The following is a 15,514-nucleotide window of genomic DNA, read 5'->3' as shown; positions in this document are numbered from 1 at the left end:
AATCATTGCAAAAAAATATTATAAAAATTGTATTATGAAAAATTAGGCCAATATTATCATGGTTTCTTTGCCACAAGATCGTATGAAACAGCTTGAAAAGCGCTTTGAAATAATTGAAAGCCAAATGACAACAAATCCAAATGCTGAAACATATGTCAAATTAGCTTCTGAATATGCAGAACTACAACCCGTTATTACCTCTATACGCGCATTAAATGCTCTTTACGGAGAGATTACAGAATTAGAAGCGATTATCAACGATAAACAAACAGATATAGAGATGCGTAACCTTGCCCAGGAAGAGCTACCATCGTTATATAAAAAAGGAGAGCAATTTGAAAAAGAACTCCAGATTCTGCTTTTGCCTAAAGATGTTGCTGATGAAAAAAGCGCTATTATTGAAATTCGAGCAGGAACGGGTGGATCAGAAGCAGCACTTTTTTCCGGTGATCTTTTTCGCATGTATGAACGTTATGCCCATGCTCACCATTGGAAAGTAGAAGTTATTTCACTCAGTGAGGGGGAAGTTGGCGGATATAAAGAGATTATTGCTAGCATTTCAGGAAAAGGTGTCTTTTCTAAATTGAAATATGAATCAGGTGTCCATCGTGTGCAACGCATCCCTGAAACAGAGACAGGTGGACGTATCCATACATCTGCTGCTACCGTTGCTGTACTTCCAGAGGCTGAAGATATTGATATTGATATTCGTCCTGAAGATATTCGTATCGACACAATGCGTGCATCTGGAGCAGGAGGACAGCATGTTAATACAACGGATTCAGCTGTTCGTATCACGCATATTCCAACAGGAATTATGGTCGTACAAGCAGAAAAATCACAACATCAAAACAGAGCACGAGCCCTTCAAATTTTACGGGCACGCTTATTCGATATCGAACGACAAAAAGCGGAAAATGAACGTTCAGCTTCCCGTAAGAGCCAAGTTGGTTCTGGTGATCGTTCAGAACGTATTCGTACCTATAATTTTCCACAAGGACGCATCACGGATCACCGTATTAATCTGACCCTGTATAAGCTTGATCGCATATTGGAAGGAGATCTTGATGAGCTTATTCATGCACTCATCTCAGATCACCAAACAGCACTCCTGATGGAAATGGACAATAATTGAACAAATATTCTTTCAAAAATGTCATCCAACAAACTCAAGAAAAATTGCGCATGAAAGGAATTTCTGAAGCCAATCTCGATGCGAAAATACTCATTGAATGGATAACAGGAATAAATGCTGCTGAAAGAATTTCTCAACCAGATATACCTCTATCTTCTGAGCACATTACACAAATAGAACAGGCTGTCCAACGGCGGATTGCAGGCGAACCCGTCTACCGTATTATAGGAGAACGAGAATTTTATGGCATATCCTTCGCTTTGTCTCAAGAGACGTTAGAACCCCGTCCTGATACAGAAACGTTGATAGATCTTGTTCTCCCTTTCCTCAAAAAATATGTCGAAAATTCGAGAAAAATAACACTCCTTGATATGGGGACAGGAAGTGGCGCCATTGCCATTGCCATTCTTAAACACATTCCACAATCCTATGCAGTCGCTGTCGATATTTCTGAAGATGCCCTTAAAACAGCGACAAAAAATGCAAAAAATGCTGAAGTAATACATCGCTTCACACCTCTTCTTAGCGATTGGTTTAATTCTGTCACTGGTCGCTTTGATTTCATTGTTTCCAATCCACCTTATATCCCCGCAAAAGATATCAAAAAACTTGCAAAAGAAGTGCGCTTACATGATCCATTACGCGCTCTTATCGGTGGAAAAGATGGTCTTGATTTTTATCGTAAGCTCGCCCATGAAGCAGCCAACTACTTAAAAGAAAACGGCACTATCGCTGTTGAAATTGGTTACTCTCAAGAAAAAGAAGTTTGCAATTTGTTTGAAACAAATGGCTTTCAATGCTTAGAAATGCGCAAAGACCTCAGTGGAATACCCCGCGCACTTCTATTTGCATGCAAACATTAAAATTCCCAATCATCATCCGTGGTAGCAACCGCCTTGCCAATGACATAAGAAGAACCTGCCCCTGAAAAAAAGTCATGATTTTCGTCAGAGTTTGGTGATAAAGCTGCCAAAATAGCGGGATTAACACGACAAACCTCAGGGGGGAAAAGAGCTTCAAAACCTAAATTCATTAAAGCCTTGTTAGCATTATAATGAAGAAAAATTTTAACATCTTCCGTCAATCCAAGTGCATCATAAAGATCTTCAGTATATTTGCACTCGATGTTATAAAGGTCAAAGAGCAGGTTAAAAGCAAAATCTTTAATTTCTTGTCTTTTGGCTTCATCAAGCTTTGCAAAGCCCAATTGGAATTTATAACCTATATAATAACCGTGAACCGCTTCATCACGAATGATCAGTCGAATGAGATCTGCTGTATTGGTTAACTTAGCGCGACTGGCCCAATACATGGGCAAATAAAAACCAGAATAAAATAAAAAGCTTTCCAGTAAAGTAGAAGCAATTTTTTTCTTGAGTGGATCATTTGCTTCATAACGTTCAAGTACTAATCTAGCCTTTTTCTGCAAATGAATATTTTCTTCCGACCATCTAAATGCATCATCAACTTCTACGGTCGAGCAAAGGGTTGAAAAAATAGAGGAATAAGAACGTGCATGAACCGCTTCCATAAACGCAATATTCGTCAAAACCGCCTCCTCATGCTCTGTTATCGCATCAGCCAGAAGCGAAATGGCTCCTACAGTGTTTTGAATTGTATCTAAAAGCGTTAGTCCTGTAAAAACACGAATCGTTAATTTACGTTCTTCATCCGTTAAGCTTGACCATGAGGGAATGTCATTGGAAAGTGGAACCTTCTCAGGTAACCAAAAATTCCCAGTTAAGCGGTTCCATACTTCAAGATCTTTCTCATCATGTAATCTATTCCAATTAACAGCACACACAACAGGATTTTTGGTTGTAATCTTTGTCATATGATGATCTCCTATAAACTGCACGAAACACAGCCATCTACTTCTGTTCCACTTAATGCTACTTGCCGTAATCGTACATAATAAATACTCTTGATACCCTTTTTCCAAGCATAAATTTGTGCGCGGTTAATATCACGTGTGGTCGCTGTATCGGGAAAAAATAATGTTAATGAAAGACCTTGATCAACATGCTGTGTTGCAACAGCATAGGTATCTATAATTTTTTCAGGCCCAATCTCATAAGCATCTTGGTAAAAATTCAAATTCGTATTATCCATATAAGGAGCGGGATAATAAACGCGCCCAATTTTTCCCTCTTTGCGAATTTCAATTTTTGAAGCAATTGGATGAATAGAAGAAGTGGCATGATTAATATAGGAAATAGATCCCGTGGGTGGAACAGCCTGTAGATTGCGATTATACAACCCATACTCAACAACTAAATCTTTGAGTTCCTGCCAATCATTTTGACTTGGAATAACAATATTGTTCCGTGCAAAAAGCTCTTGTACAAGCGCAAATTGCGGTTTCCATTCTTTTTCAATATATTTTTCGAAAAAACGCCCATCTGCATAAGCTGATTTTTCAAACCCTGCAAATATCTCTTGACGTTCGCGCGCAATTAAATTGGAAGCACGTATGGCGTGATATGTCACAATATAAAAGTAGATATTGGTAAAATCAATCGCTTCTGGAGATCCATAATAAATCTGCTCACGCGCTAGAAACCCATGCAAATTCATTTGTCCCAAACCAATCGCATGACTTTCGGCATTGCCTTTCGCAATGGAAGGTACACAAGCAATATTGCTCATATCCGAAACAGCAGTCAGAGCACGAACAGCAGATTCTACGGTCTGTCCAAAATCAGGACTTTCCATTGCTTTGGCAATATTCATGGATCCAAGATTACAGGATATGTCACTTCCAATCGTGCGATACGTTAAATCTGTCTCCAGTTCACTCGCCTCACTCACCTGCAAAATTTCTGAACATAAATTGCTCATACTTATGCGCCCAGCTATCGGATTCGATCGATTAGCAGTATCCTCAAATAAAATATAGGGATAACCCGACTCGAATTGAATTTCCGCTAGTGTCTGGAAAAAAACGCGTGCACTTATTTTCTTTTTACGAATCTTTGCATTATCAACAAAGGATCGATAATGCTCCGTTAAAGAAATATCGCTAAAGGGTTTACCTGTAACACGCTCGATGTCATACGATGAGAAGAGATACATATCCTCATTATTCCGTGCAAGCTCAAAAGTAATATCAGGAATAACGACACCAAGCGAAAGCGTTTTGATTCTAACTTTTTCATCAGCATTTTCACGCTTTGTATCCAAAAACTTCATAATATCTAAATGATGAGCATGCAAATAAACAGCTCCAGCCCCCTGTCGTGCCCCAAGCTGATTGGCGTAAGAAAAAGAATCTTCCAAGAGTTTCATCACCGGTAAAACACCTGAGGACTGATTTTCTATTTGCTTAATTGGCGCTCCAGCTTCCCGCAAATTGGTCAAACAAAGCGCCACACCTCCACCACGTTTTGAAAGCTGCAAAGCCGAATTAACCGAACGACCTATCGATTCCATATTATCTTCAACACGTAGCAAAAAACACGAAACCAATTCACCACGTTGTTTTTTGCCAGCATTTAGAAATGTCGGCGTTGCTGGTTGAAAACGTCCTGTAATAATTTCATCCACAAAACTTTCCGCAAGAGCTTTATTCCCTTGTGCCAAATATAAAGCTACAAGACAGACGCGATCTTCATAACGTTCAAGATAACGTTTCCCATCAAAAGTCTTCAGTGTATAGCTGGTATAATACTTAAACGCGCCTAAAAAGGTAGGAAAACGAAATTTAAATGCATAAGCACGTTTAAAAAGCTTTTTAATAAAAGAAAAATCATAAAGCTCAAACAAAGCTTTTTCATAATAACCTTCTTCTATTAAGTAATCTATTTTTTCCTTCAGGTTATGAAAAAAAACTGTATTTTGATTAACATGCTGAAGAAAATATTGCCGCGCAGCAAGCCGATCCATATCAAATTGAATATGACCATTTTCATCATAAAGATTAAGCATTGCATTCAACGCATGATAATCAGTAACCTGATCCGATTTCTGCGATTGTCCTATACCAATTGTTTCCAAAATCTTTCCAATCCCTTTTTTACATAAATAACGTCTTCATCAGTTCCACGCAGCTCAAAACGATAAAGGCAAGGGACACAACATTTTTCAGCAATAATTTTACTTGCTAAATTATAATAGCGACCAAAATTACGATTCCCACCGCCAATAACACCACAAATTAATTTTCGGTTCTCAGATTCATTAAGAAACTGGACAACGGCCTTTGGCACGGCCCCTCTTCCTTCGCCATCTGCATATGTAGGAACAACCAATACATAAGGTTCACCAACCAATGCAGAAGGCTTTTTTTTATCAATTTTGAAGAGTCGTTGACCAAGCTGCGAGACAAAATGTTCTGTATTACCCGTTGCACTCGAATAATAAACAATAAGCCCCATTAAGCACAAAGACCACTAATCATATCTGGTCTAAAACCAGACCAATGATTTTCACCACAAACAACGACAGGAACCTGACGATACCCCAGAGATTGAACAAAACTATATGCTTGTTCATCACAGGAAATATCAACAACACGATAATGAATGCCTTTTGCATCAAAAGCGCGGCGTGTAGCATCACATTGGACACAAGATGGTTTACTATAAATAGTGATCGACATTTTCTTCAACTTTCACAATTCCAAACAATCAACCCTGAAAGGTCAATCTAATAATTTTATAGGTACTCAAGAATAACAAAAAACAGAAATTGTAAGCAAAACATGTGGTTATTTTCAAATAATACACAGCTTCTTAAACATAACAGAATTCCTCATCAAATAACTTCAAAAACTATGATGAGAATAAGCGATTATTCTACAACTTAAATGGCAAAGCCCCCTAGTTATAAAACAATCTTTTGCTTGCATTACAATTCCCTCCTGCTGTCTAAAAAACTAACGTTCTAAACTACCGTTTTTCAAGAGCTCTGTTTACTCTTTTACGGCAAAAATCAATTACAAAAACGAAAGGGAATCCTTCCAAAAGAGATTCTTCAGTAAAAATACTGCTATACCTTTGGCCAATAAACTCTTTACAATAATGGAAATAACTTAGATACCAAACGAAACACACTAACACCCTCTCTTGTGCTTATTTAGAATCACCAATCATTTTGATACTATATATAGTATATACTCTCTCTCTTTCGTCAAGGTGAATTCAATTATTATTTTTAATTTTCCACGATCTTCCCACTAAAATTTTCAGTACTCAAAACTATGTAATAATATAACATTTTGTTGACAAACGTTATATTATTACATAGTTTCCAAAATAATAAGCAACAATGGTAAAAAATATGGATCTGCACTTCAATAAGACAACATTAGGCTATAGGAATAGAATAGCAATAAAGAACTTTTCAGCAAAGTTAAAAGCTGGTTCATTGGTTGCAATAACAGGTGATAATGGCGCTGGAAAATCGACACTGCTAAAAGCCATCGCCGGATTGATTAAACCTCTTAAAGGAAAAATTACAAAACCAAAAAAAAGCCGCATTGCTTATCTTGCTCAGCAATGTCATGTAGATCAAACATTTCCAATTGATGTGAAAACGCTTATCAAAACAGGGTTATGGTCCTTTTGTGGACTATGGAAAAACCAACGCCCTTATGATTCTAAGATTCAGAATGCGCTTGAAATGGTTGGACTCTCAGCACTTGCCACCCGTTCGCTTGAAACATTATCAGGTGGGCAATTACAACGCGCTCTTTTTGCACGTATCATTGTACAAGATGCCAATATTATTTTGCTTGATGAACCTTTCAATGGTGTAGATCATAATACCCAAAAAGACCTTCTTGCACTGATCACATACTGGCAACAGCAAGGACGCACAATTCTCACAGCACTCCATAACCCTCTCATCGTGCAAGAATTTTTTCCCCAAATGATTCAAATTGATCAACAAAACGCCTTTTATGGAGAAACAACACAGTTTTTAAACAACACCCTTCATCACGTTATGCCACCTCTCACATCCAATTCTTTCCCTATTAGCGCACAACAAAAACAAAATCTTCTCATTAATGATCCTCTCTTTCTTAGGTTATAAGACGTGTATGCATTTTTTCTTGCCCCCTTTGTTGATTTCCAATTTATGCAAAACGCTCTTATCGGCTCTATTCTTCTCTCTATTAGTGCTTGTCCTGTTGGTGTGTTTTTGATGCTCCGTGGAATGAGTTTGACAGGAGATGCTATCTCTCATGCCATTCTTCCTGGTGTTGCAACTGCTTTTCTCATTTGTGGCTTCTCCCTTATATCTATGACACTTGGTGGTATTTTTGCTGGCATTATTGTTGCTTTAGCAACCATTTTGATTTCACGAAACAGCTTTCAGAAAGAAGATGCATCCATGACCGTCTTTTATCTTATTGCACTCGCGGCAGGTGTTATTATTATCTCACTGAAAGACTCAACTATTGAGCTGCTTCATCTCTTATTCGGATCGGTTCTTGCACTTGATGCACAAGCCCTTTGGTTAATCACTACTATAATGCTGATTACACTATGCAGCCTTTGTATTTTTTGGCGTGCACTCGTTTTAGAAAGCTTTGACCCCCTCTTTTTTAAATCACTCTCTCCATTGAGTAAATATATTCATATTTCATTGCTTGGACTTGTGGTGCTGAATCTAGTTGGAGGCTTTCAATCACTAGGAACATTACTTTCCGTTGGCATTATGATGATTCCAGCCATTACAGCCCGTTTTTGGTTTTCACGGCTAGGCCCTATTTGCGCGCTTTCCACTCTTTTTGGAATCATTTCTAGCGTAGGTGGTCTCCTGCTTTCTTTTCATCTTTCACTTCCCTCCGGCCCTGCTATCATCATTACCGCAGGATTTATTTATCTTGTTTCCTGTTTGATAAGTCCACGTGGCTTTATTGTAGCATGGTTTCCCCACCTCTTTTATACCTCCTCACTTTAAGGAAAAAAACGTGCCTAAATTTGCTCAAAAATTTGTTCTTCTTGGAGCTTTATTGCTTGCCCTTTCTCCATTTTCTGCTTCTGCACACAATAAAATCAAAGTTGTTGCGAGCTTTTCCATTCTTGCAGATCTCATAAAAAATGTAGGAGACAACCATATCTCTATGACCACTTTTGTAGGTCCCAATGCGAATACCCACACTTATGAACCTACCCCTCATGATGCTCAAGCTCTTAGAAATGCTCAAATTATTTTCATCAACGGACTTCATTTAGAGGGGTTCATTGACCGCCTTATCACAGCAAGCGGTACAAAAGCACTTCTTGTCAAAGTTAGTGATAATATACCCCCTCTCGAAATGAAAAAACAAGAACATAATGCCCATCATCACAGCGTTATTGACCCACACGCTTGGCAAACAATTCCCAATGTTGAAATCTATGTGAAGAATATTGCTGCTGCTTTTTGTAAAATTGATCCACAATCCTGCACCAGCTACAAAAAAAATGCCGAAACCTACATCCAAAAACTTAAAATAGCACAAGATACCCTGAAAACAAAAATTGCTACCATTCCTAAAGATAAACGTATCATTATCACATCTCATGATGCCTTTGGCTATTTTGCCAAGGAATATGGTTTTACTATCCTTGCTCCTCAAAGTGCTTCAACAGAAACTGAAGCAACCGCAGCCGATGTAGCCAAGCTTATTAAACAAATTAAAGCAAATAAAGCAACGGCCCTATTCGTTGAAAATATCTCTAATCCTCGTCTCATAAAACAGATTGCAAAAGAAACAGGTTTAACAATTGGTGGAACACTTTATTCTGATGCATTGTCAAACAAAAATGGCCCTGCAGCAACTTATCTCGATATGATGGAACATAATGTGAATACCATCATTGATGCTATCACAAAACATTAAGATCTTCTATAAAAGAGATAAAAAAGAGTTCATAAAATCGTAAGTCTATGGTTATGTTACTAATGATGCCCCAACAGCTATAATTGATAACATTGATATGAAATAAAGTTACTTTTACAGAGAAATTTATACTCTATAGATTCTAAGATAGATAAAGTAAGTAGATTTATTGCCTCATGGTGCCCAAACTGTTAGCAGTAGCATTCTATTTTTCAATGCTTCTTTTACAATAACTCTCGACACTTGAAAGATTCATAAGAAGAATTTTGTGTCTCTTTCTTAAAGTATTTTTATCTATCCAACTTCATTTATAACATGCAAGTAGAATTGTGTATGAATAAAAACCACTTGAAGAAAAAATGCCTCTTATGAAGAGTCTCAACACAATAATTGTTGCAATGTTGGAGACTGAAAGAGAGTATGATGATGGCCCAAGCTTGTATTTTTATACGCATAAAGATGGCAATACACAATGGATTTTATGTTATACTATTTATAAACGACTGCGTGAAAAAATAGTTTGAACAACCTAGCAAGATATTTTTTTAAAAAAGTGCGTAAATTGGCAACCCAACAGCCTTCTGTTTAGGTATTCTGTTTTGTATGAGAGATGCAATTTTATTCAACGAACGTAAAAAAATGTGCTCGGCAATGCTTAATCGCCATTATGTAAGAGACATTGGCTTAGATGTTTTTGAAAATCGCAATACTAAATTAAAAGATGAGGCTAAAGATAAAATCTATTTTTTATTTGATGCTTTCATATTCTGCCTAAATTAAGCTGTCTCCTCATTTTAGAAATTACACAAAACTGAATACAGCACTGAACCGTCTTCATATTTGTCTCAAACATACTGCTGTATAAAGTTTAGGTTGATTTATAAGCAACAAAAAAGCACGCGCTTTATAAGAAAATAATATCATAAAACCATTAATAGACTGGCAATATATTGAAAAAATATACCAGCTTTTATAAAATGCTTTGCAAAACAATAATATAACTGCCTTTGTCCCTACTGATTCTTATAGGTGTTCGCACCAATCCCTTATGTTATATTCATAAAGATCTGTTTTAGGATGATCTATAGGCAATTTTTAACTCAAGAATATAGAAAGATCGATGAGATGTTACAGATGTGTTTCATCTGCTTTTATCGCTAAAAGCAATGAAAATTCTAAAATAAGCACACCTTCTATCTCTCAGTGATTTTTTGCAACTTATCAGATACCCTTGCTGAGAATTACATAGTGATTTACATGAGAAAAAATAAACTTGCAGCATGCGCGCATAGGTTTCTCTCTAATTTATGTGATTGGTAAAAAAAATAAATGCTTCTTATAGGAGCTCTGAAACTATTTTAGATCATATGGCCAGCAGTAAAATAGAATGCGCCTATTCTCGTAGAGACTATTTAGAACAGCGTCGTATTTTATGGATCAAATAGACTTTTTATGTTAGGGATCAAAGCTCAGATATGGGGCGCATCCTCCCTTATCTATGACTCATTTTTTCTCTCTATTTCTCTCATTTACTTTTATAATACACATAAATTATTACATCAATAAACATATGATAATATGTTGTTTTTTATAACAAAATTATAAATGAGTAAAAATTGGTTAATAAAGATTTATTCTATATTGATATTTTTTTATAATGAAAATGATGTTTGAAAATTATATTCTTCTTATAGACCAAATTTCTTCATATAAATGTTTTGACATTCTCAGCGCCACGGAACAATGGATCATTACCAAAACTGTTAAAATTTTGTTTTTAATCCCATCGGTTACAACCTGAGTTTGTAAATGTAATTGAGCAAGTCAAAACACACCATTATCATGACGCAGCATAAAAGAGAGTCGTATCACATCAATTAATGCTTACTTATTATTTGTGCGCTTTCCTGTGTTTTTATTAAAAGTATGAAAATTCTGATGAGCAACTGTGAAACTTAGTTTTTGACCATAGTCGTGTGTCAAGCGTTCTTTTATTTCAATCGTAAAGATGCTACCATTCCAACGCGTTAAAACATGGCAACCTGTTCCAATAGGCTTGATAAGCTCAATTTTTGTGTGAAAGACAGGCCCTTTGTCTGGATGTTCGCCCAATAAGATGATCTCAGGTCTGAAGGCTAAAAGATCAGTTTCTTCGCCATAAGAAAATGAATGCCCTAAATGTTGTTCTAAGACATGGCGATCAAGAAAATTCATAGGAGGAGAACCAATGAAATCAGCAACAAATGTTGTTGCTGGAGTATCGTAAATTTCCATTGGTGTTCCAATTTGCTCGATAGCTCCTTTATTCAAAACCACTATTCTATCAGCTAATGTCATAGCTTCTAGTTGATCATGGGTAACATAGAGGCTCGTTGTTCCTAATGAACGCTGTAGTGTTTTTATTTCAATACACATTTGCGCCCGTAATTTTGCATCAAGATTTGAAAGAGGTTCATCAAAGAGAAAAACACGGGGTTGACGTACAATCACACGCCCCATTGCAACACGCTGACGTTGTCCTCCTGATAATTGTCGTGGTTTACGATCAAGAAATGGTTCTATCTCCAAAAGCTTTGCAGCATGTGCGATACGTTTTTTAATTTCTTCTTTAGGAGTTTTACGATTTTTAAGACCATATTCTAAGTTTCCACGAACTGTCATATGGGGATAAAGGGCATAATTTTGAAAAACCATAGCAATATCACGATCAGCTGGTTCACGATCATTGATACGTTCGTTATCAATGCATAATTCACCTGAGGTGACTTGTTCAAGTCCTGCTATAATACGTAATAAGGTTGATTTTCCACACCCTGAAGGACCGACAAGAACAAGAAGCTCTTTATCGGCAATAGTTAAGTTTAAATCATCAATGACCAGAATGCCGTTGTCATACTGTTTTTTTATATTTGATAACTGGATTATGGCCACAATTACTTCTCCGTTTCAATAAGGCCTTTGATAAAAAGCCGCTGCATGAAGATAACAACAAGAACAGGGGGAACCATGGCAACAACCGATACTGCCATGAGTATATTCCATTGAGGATCATGTTGAAGTGATTCGACAATAAGCTGTTTTAAAATAATAAGGATCGTTTGATGATTTTGATCCGTTGTGATGATAAGAGGCCAGAGATATTGTATCCATCCATAAATGAACATAATGATAAATAAAGCAGCGATATTACTTTTACTAAGAGGAAGAAGAATATCCTTAAAAAATTTAACTGGACCTGCACCATCAACACGTGCCGCCTCTAAGAGTTCATCTGGAACAGTCAAAAAAAACTGGCGAAATAAAAATGTAGCGGTTGCAGATGCAATAAGTGGAATAATCATTCCACTATAGGTATTAACCATCCCCAATTTTGCAACAATCTCATAGGTTGGAAGAATACGAACTTCGACAGGGAGCATCAATGTAACAAAAATAAGAACAAAAGCAGTTTTTCGGAAGGGAAAGCGCATGTAAATAATTGCATAAGCAGACAAAAGTGAAATAATAATTTTTCCAATACTAATCCCAAGAGCCATAATGAATGAATTCATTAAAAGTGGCCAGAGGTTGGGCAAACCCAGCTGTGCAAGGCCATCACCAAAGATTGTTTTATAATTTTCCAGAGCATATTTCCCAGGCAAAAGAGGAAGTGTTCCTGAGGTAAATGCTGCTGAACTATGAGTTGATGCAATGATAGCAACATAAACTGGAAAGCAAATAATGATAATACCAACAATGAGCGTTATATGGGTTATAACTTTCAAAACAGGGCGATTTTCAACCATAATTTGTTTCCTAATATTGTACACGGCGCTCAATCCAGCGAAACTGGATAAACGTTAAGACAATAACCATCAACATCAATAGTGTTGATTGTGCTGCCGATGCACCGATTATTTGATTTCTAAAGCCATCATCATATACTTTATAGACGAGGATGCTCGTTGCACGCGCAGGACCTCCAGAAGTTGTATTATCAATAATACCAAAAGTATCAAACATAACATAATTGACATTGACAATAAGAAGGAAAAACGTCGTTGGTGAAATTTGTGGGAAGATCACAGTCCAAAATCGTTTAAAGGGACCAGCACCATCAATGGCGGCTGCTTCTATTTGAGAACGCGGAACAGACTGAAGACCTGTAAGAAAAAAGAGAAAATTGTAAGAAATCTGTTTCCAGCTAGCCGCAATGACAATAAGAAGCATCGCTTGAGTGCCATTAATACGATAATTCCATAAAACCCCTATTTTTTCGAGAAGAAAAGGGATAATCCCAATAGTGGGATGAAAGATAAACAACCATAATATACCGGCCAATACTGGAGCAACAGCATAGGGCCAGAGCAAAAGCATTGTATAAGCCTTTTTTGCACGGATGACACGATCAACACAGACAGCTAAGAGAAGTGATATTGTCATTGAAGCGACAGTAACTGAGATGGAAAATACTGCGGTTGTAAGAAGCGATTGCCGATAAGTAGGATCAGAAAGAACGGTTATATAATTTTCAAGACCAATAAAAGTTGTTGTAAAGCCAAAAGGATCTTCGCGTTCAAAGGATGATTTTATTGCCTGAGCAGCAGGCCAAAAGAAAAACAAAAAAGTCACAAGGAGCTGAGGAAAAAGCAACCCGTAAGAAAGGAGACTATTTTTAAAATATGCATGCTTTTCTTGCATTCGTAGGGCTCTTTAAATGTAGAGACTTTAAAAAGATAAACAAAAAGGACTCAACGATTTTTGTTGAGTCTTTAATGTTTAACAATAAAACGAAATTAATGATTGGATTTTTCAAATTCACGCAAGAGTTTATTTCCACGTTTAACGGTTTCATCTAAACCATCTTTCGGTGTTTTTGAACCACGAAGAACAGCTTCCAACTCTTGATCAAGAATAGTACGGATTTGTGGTAAATTACCAAATCTTATACCTTTCGAATTAACTGTTGGAGGATTAAGATTGATCTGTTTAATAGCTATATCAGCACCTGGCGTTTTTTCATAGAAATGTTGTTTTTTGCTTAATTCATAAGTCGCTTTTGTGGTTGGAAGATAACCTGTTTCTTGATGCCACCTTGCTTGATTTTCTGTTTTTGAAAGAAATTTAAGAAAAGCGGCTGCCCCTGCATATTCCTTTGGAGTATGTCCCTTAAACGCCCAAATAGAAGCTCCCCCAATAACTGAATTTTGCGGCGCTCCTTCTGCATCCTTATAGTATGGTAGCATACCAACCCCCACATTAAACTGAGCTTCAGAAACAATTCCAGCATATGATCCTGAAGATTGCATTAAAATTGCACAATTTTGTGCCATAAACATTGGTGTTGAATCTAATGCGCCAGCAGGACCACCATAGCGGAAAATACCTTGATCAGACCACTTTTTCAAGTCAGCCCACATACGCACTTGTAAAGGTCCATTAAATGTAAGTTCTGAATCAAATCCTTTAAAGCCATTTTCCTTCGTTCCAAAAGGAACATTATGCAACGCTGAAAAGTTTTCTATACCAATCCATTGAGCTGCATAAGTCATTGTAAAACCACACGTTGCCGCTTTAGTTTCAAGAATTTTTTTGGAAAAATCTTCTATATCTTGCCACGTTTTAGGAGGCTGTTCTGGATCAAGCCCTGCTTTTTTAAAGATATCTTTGTTATAATAAAGGATTGGTGTTGAAATATTGAATGGCATAGAAACCATACGCCCCTGTTCATCGGAGTAATAGCCACTAATAGCAGGAAAATAATCTGTAGGATCGAACTCTTGTTTTGTATCAGCCATAAGTTGATAAAATGGATAGATTGCGCCTTTTGCTGCCATCATAGTTCCAGTACCAACGTCATAAATTTGAGCGAGCACCGGCTGTTTCTTTCCACGAAATGCTGCAATGAGTGAAATCAAACCCTCTTCATACTCACCGCGATATGAAGGAATAACTTTATATTCAGATTGACTCGCATTAAAATCGTTAATGAGACTTTCAGTTTCCTTTCCTAGTTCACCACTCATAGAATGCCAAAAGCTAATTTTTGTCTGCGCGAAACCTTCTGTTATTCCCGCTGTTGTTATTATGATAGCAACCGTAGCTACTATGGAAAGATAAAAACGACTCATGATTCACCCTTTCTGAAGTGATGGAATACAAACTACCCCTAAATTTATAGTATCACACATGAACATGCCATGCCGATTTTATTATAAAAATATGCTGGCTCATTTAAACAGGAACCACCAAAAGGTCAAATGAATTTGTTTAGATTTATTCGTTTTCTTTTATAAGCTTTCTTATGTATTCATGAGTCATTCGATTGTAAATATTTAAAAAATGAGAAGGTTTAAATAAACAAGGAAATAGGTAAAAAGATATATATCGTAAATGTTATTCAATGACTATTGTAATATTTGAACTTACTTTTTAAAAAAAGAGTTGTTTATTATTTTGTTATTTGTCTTATAACTTTCGATTTATGCCTTAAAACGGTGTTGATACTACATTGAACAAAGAGATAAATAGACTTTTTCTTAAAATGAAGAAAATTATTTTAAAGT

Annotated in this window: 13 protein-coding genes; 5 read left to right on the top strand and 8 right to left on the bottom strand. The window is 36.7% G+C overall.

Annotated elements, in window-relative coordinates; all coding sequences use genetic code 11:
- Positions 1–58: 58 nt before the first annotated feature.
- Positions 59–1,135, top strand: coding sequence for a peptide chain release factor 1 (gene prfA / locus ACFIMW_RS02565; RefSeq protein ID WP_375606770.1), 1,077 nt, complete (start codon positions 59–61; stop codon positions 1,133–1,135).
- The gene (gene prmC, locus ACFIMW_RS02560; protein WP_375606769.1) at positions 1,132–1,998 is read left to right on the top strand and encodes a peptide chain release factor N(5)-glutamine methyltransferase; all 867 of its coding nucleotides are present in this window, start codon (positions 1,132–1,134) and stop codon (positions 1,996–1,998) included. Before prfA ends, prmC begins: the two co-directional genes overlap by 4 nt.
- Here prmC and nrdF read toward each other — a convergent pair.
- From nrdF to nrdH, 4 genes are read right to left on the bottom strand one after another with little or no spacing between them, the layout of a single operon-like run.
- Entirely contained in the window at positions 1,995–2,969 is a 975-nt protein-coding gene (gene nrdF / locus ACFIMW_RS02555; RefSeq protein ID WP_273722534.1) for a class 1b ribonucleoside-diphosphate reductase subunit beta, read from the bottom strand. The two genes, prmC and nrdF, sit on opposite strands and share 4 nt — an antisense overlap.
- Before the next feature lie 11 nt (positions 2,970–2,980).
- The gene (gene nrdE, locus ACFIMW_RS02550; RefSeq protein WP_375606768.1) at positions 2,981–5,131 is read right to left on the bottom strand and encodes a class 1b ribonucleoside-diphosphate reductase subunit alpha; all 2,151 of its coding nucleotides are present in this window, start codon (positions 5,129–5,131) and stop codon (positions 2,981–2,983) included.
- Positions 5,113–5,511: a class Ib ribonucleoside-diphosphate reductase assembly flavoprotein NrdI gene (gene nrdI / locus ACFIMW_RS02545; protein ID WP_375606767.1), complete on the bottom strand. Its 399-nt coding sequence runs from the start codon at positions 5,509–5,511 to the stop codon at positions 5,113–5,115. The genes nrdE and nrdI overlap by 19 nt, the downstream gene beginning before the upstream one ends.
- Complete coding sequence (nrdH, locus tag ACFIMW_RS02540) at positions 5,511–5,735, bottom strand: glutaredoxin-like protein NrdH (protein ID WP_005774163.1); 225 nt, start codon at positions 5,733–5,735, stop codon at positions 5,511–5,513. Before nrdH ends, nrdI begins: the two co-directional genes overlap by 1 nt.
- Before the next feature lie 680 nt (positions 5,736–6,415).
- On the opposite strand from nrdH, the gene ACFIMW_RS02535 reads away from it, so the two are divergent.
- The 3 genes from ACFIMW_RS02535 to ACFIMW_RS02525 are packed head-to-tail and all read left to right on the top strand — an operon-like array spanning position 6,416 to position 8,969.
- Entirely contained in the window at positions 6,416–7,171 is a 756-nt protein-coding gene (locus tag ACFIMW_RS02535) for an ABC transporter ATP-binding protein (protein WP_375606766.1), read from the top strand.
- Between the two features lie 3 nt (positions 7,172–7,174).
- The gene (locus ACFIMW_RS02530) at positions 7,175–8,044 is read left to right on the top strand and encodes a metal ABC transporter permease (protein WP_375606765.1); all 870 of its coding nucleotides are present in this window, start codon (positions 7,175–7,177) and stop codon (positions 8,042–8,044) included.
- A gap of 10 nt (positions 8,045–8,054) precedes the next feature.
- Positions 8,055–8,969, top strand: a complete 915-nt coding sequence (locus ACFIMW_RS02525) for a metal ABC transporter solute-binding protein, Zn/Mn family (RefSeq protein ID WP_375606764.1) — start codon at positions 8,055–8,057, stop codon at positions 8,967–8,969.
- A gap of 1,884 nt (positions 8,970–10,853) precedes the next feature.
- Here the strand turns inward: ACFIMW_RS02525 and ACFIMW_RS02520 are convergent.
- The 4 genes from ACFIMW_RS02520 to ugpB form a co-directional block, all read right to left on the bottom strand.
- Positions 10,854–11,900, bottom strand: a complete 1,047-nt coding sequence (locus ACFIMW_RS02520) for a sn-glycerol-3-phosphate import ATP-binding protein UgpC (RefSeq protein ID WP_375606763.1) — start codon at positions 11,898–11,900, stop codon at positions 10,854–10,856.
- A 2-nt stretch (positions 11,901–11,902) separates the two neighbouring features.
- Positions 11,903–12,754, bottom strand: a complete 852-nt coding sequence (gene ugpE / locus ACFIMW_RS02515) for a sn-glycerol-3-phosphate ABC transporter permease UgpE (RefSeq protein WP_375606762.1) — start codon at positions 12,752–12,754, stop codon at positions 11,903–11,905.
- Between the two features lie 10 nt (positions 12,755–12,764).
- Entirely contained in the window at positions 12,765–13,649 is an 885-nt protein-coding gene (gene ugpA, locus ACFIMW_RS02510) for a sn-glycerol-3-phosphate ABC transporter permease UgpA (protein WP_375606761.1), read from the bottom strand.
- Positions 13,650–13,744: 95 nt separating this feature from the next.
- Positions 13,745–15,079 carry a sn-glycerol-3-phosphate ABC transporter substrate-binding protein UgpB gene (gene ugpB, locus ACFIMW_RS02505; RefSeq protein ID WP_375606760.1) on the bottom strand — a complete coding sequence of 445 codons (1,335 nt, stop codon included), beginning with the start codon at positions 15,077–15,079 and terminating at the stop codon, positions 13,745–13,747.
- Between the last annotated feature and the right edge of the window lie 435 nt (positions 15,080–15,514).

Origin of the sequence: Bartonella sp. AC329YNZD, assembly GCF_042196685.1 — a bacterium.
Classification (GTDB): domain Bacteria; phylum Pseudomonadota; class Alphaproteobacteria; order Rhizobiales; family Rhizobiaceae; genus Bartonella.
This window is presented reverse-complemented; position numbering and strand designations above follow the sequence as displayed.

Excerpts from the sequence above, each read along its gene's own strand:
- prfA (WP_375606770.1), top strand. The coding sequence starts at position 59 with ATGGTTTCTTTGCCACAAGATCGTATGAAACAGCTTGAAAAGCGCTTT.
- nrdF (WP_273722534.1), bottom strand. The coding sequence starts at position 2,969 with ATGACAAAGATTACAACCAAAAATCCTGTTGTGTGTGCTGTTAATTGG.
- nrdI (WP_375606767.1), bottom strand. The coding sequence starts at position 5,511 with ATGGGGCTTATTGTTTATTATTCGAGTGCAACGGGTAATACAGAACAT.
- nrdH (WP_005774163.1), bottom strand. The coding sequence starts at position 5,735 with ATGTCGATCACTATTTATAGTAAACCATCTTGTGTCCAATGTGATGCT.
- ACFIMW_RS02535 (WP_375606766.1), top strand. The coding sequence starts at position 6,416 with ATGGATCTGCACTTCAATAAGACAACATTAGGCTATAGGAATAGAATA.
- ugpE (WP_375606762.1), bottom strand. The coding sequence starts at position 12,754 with ATGGTTGAAAATCGCCCTGTTTTGAAAGTTATAACCCATATAACGCTC.
- ugpA (WP_375606761.1), bottom strand. The coding sequence starts at position 13,649 with ATGCAAGAAAAGCATGCATATTTTAAAAATAGTCTCCTTTCTTACGGG.
- ugpB (WP_375606760.1), bottom strand. The coding sequence starts at position 15,079 with ATGAGTCGTTTTTATCTTTCCATAGTAGCTACGGTTGCTATCATAATA.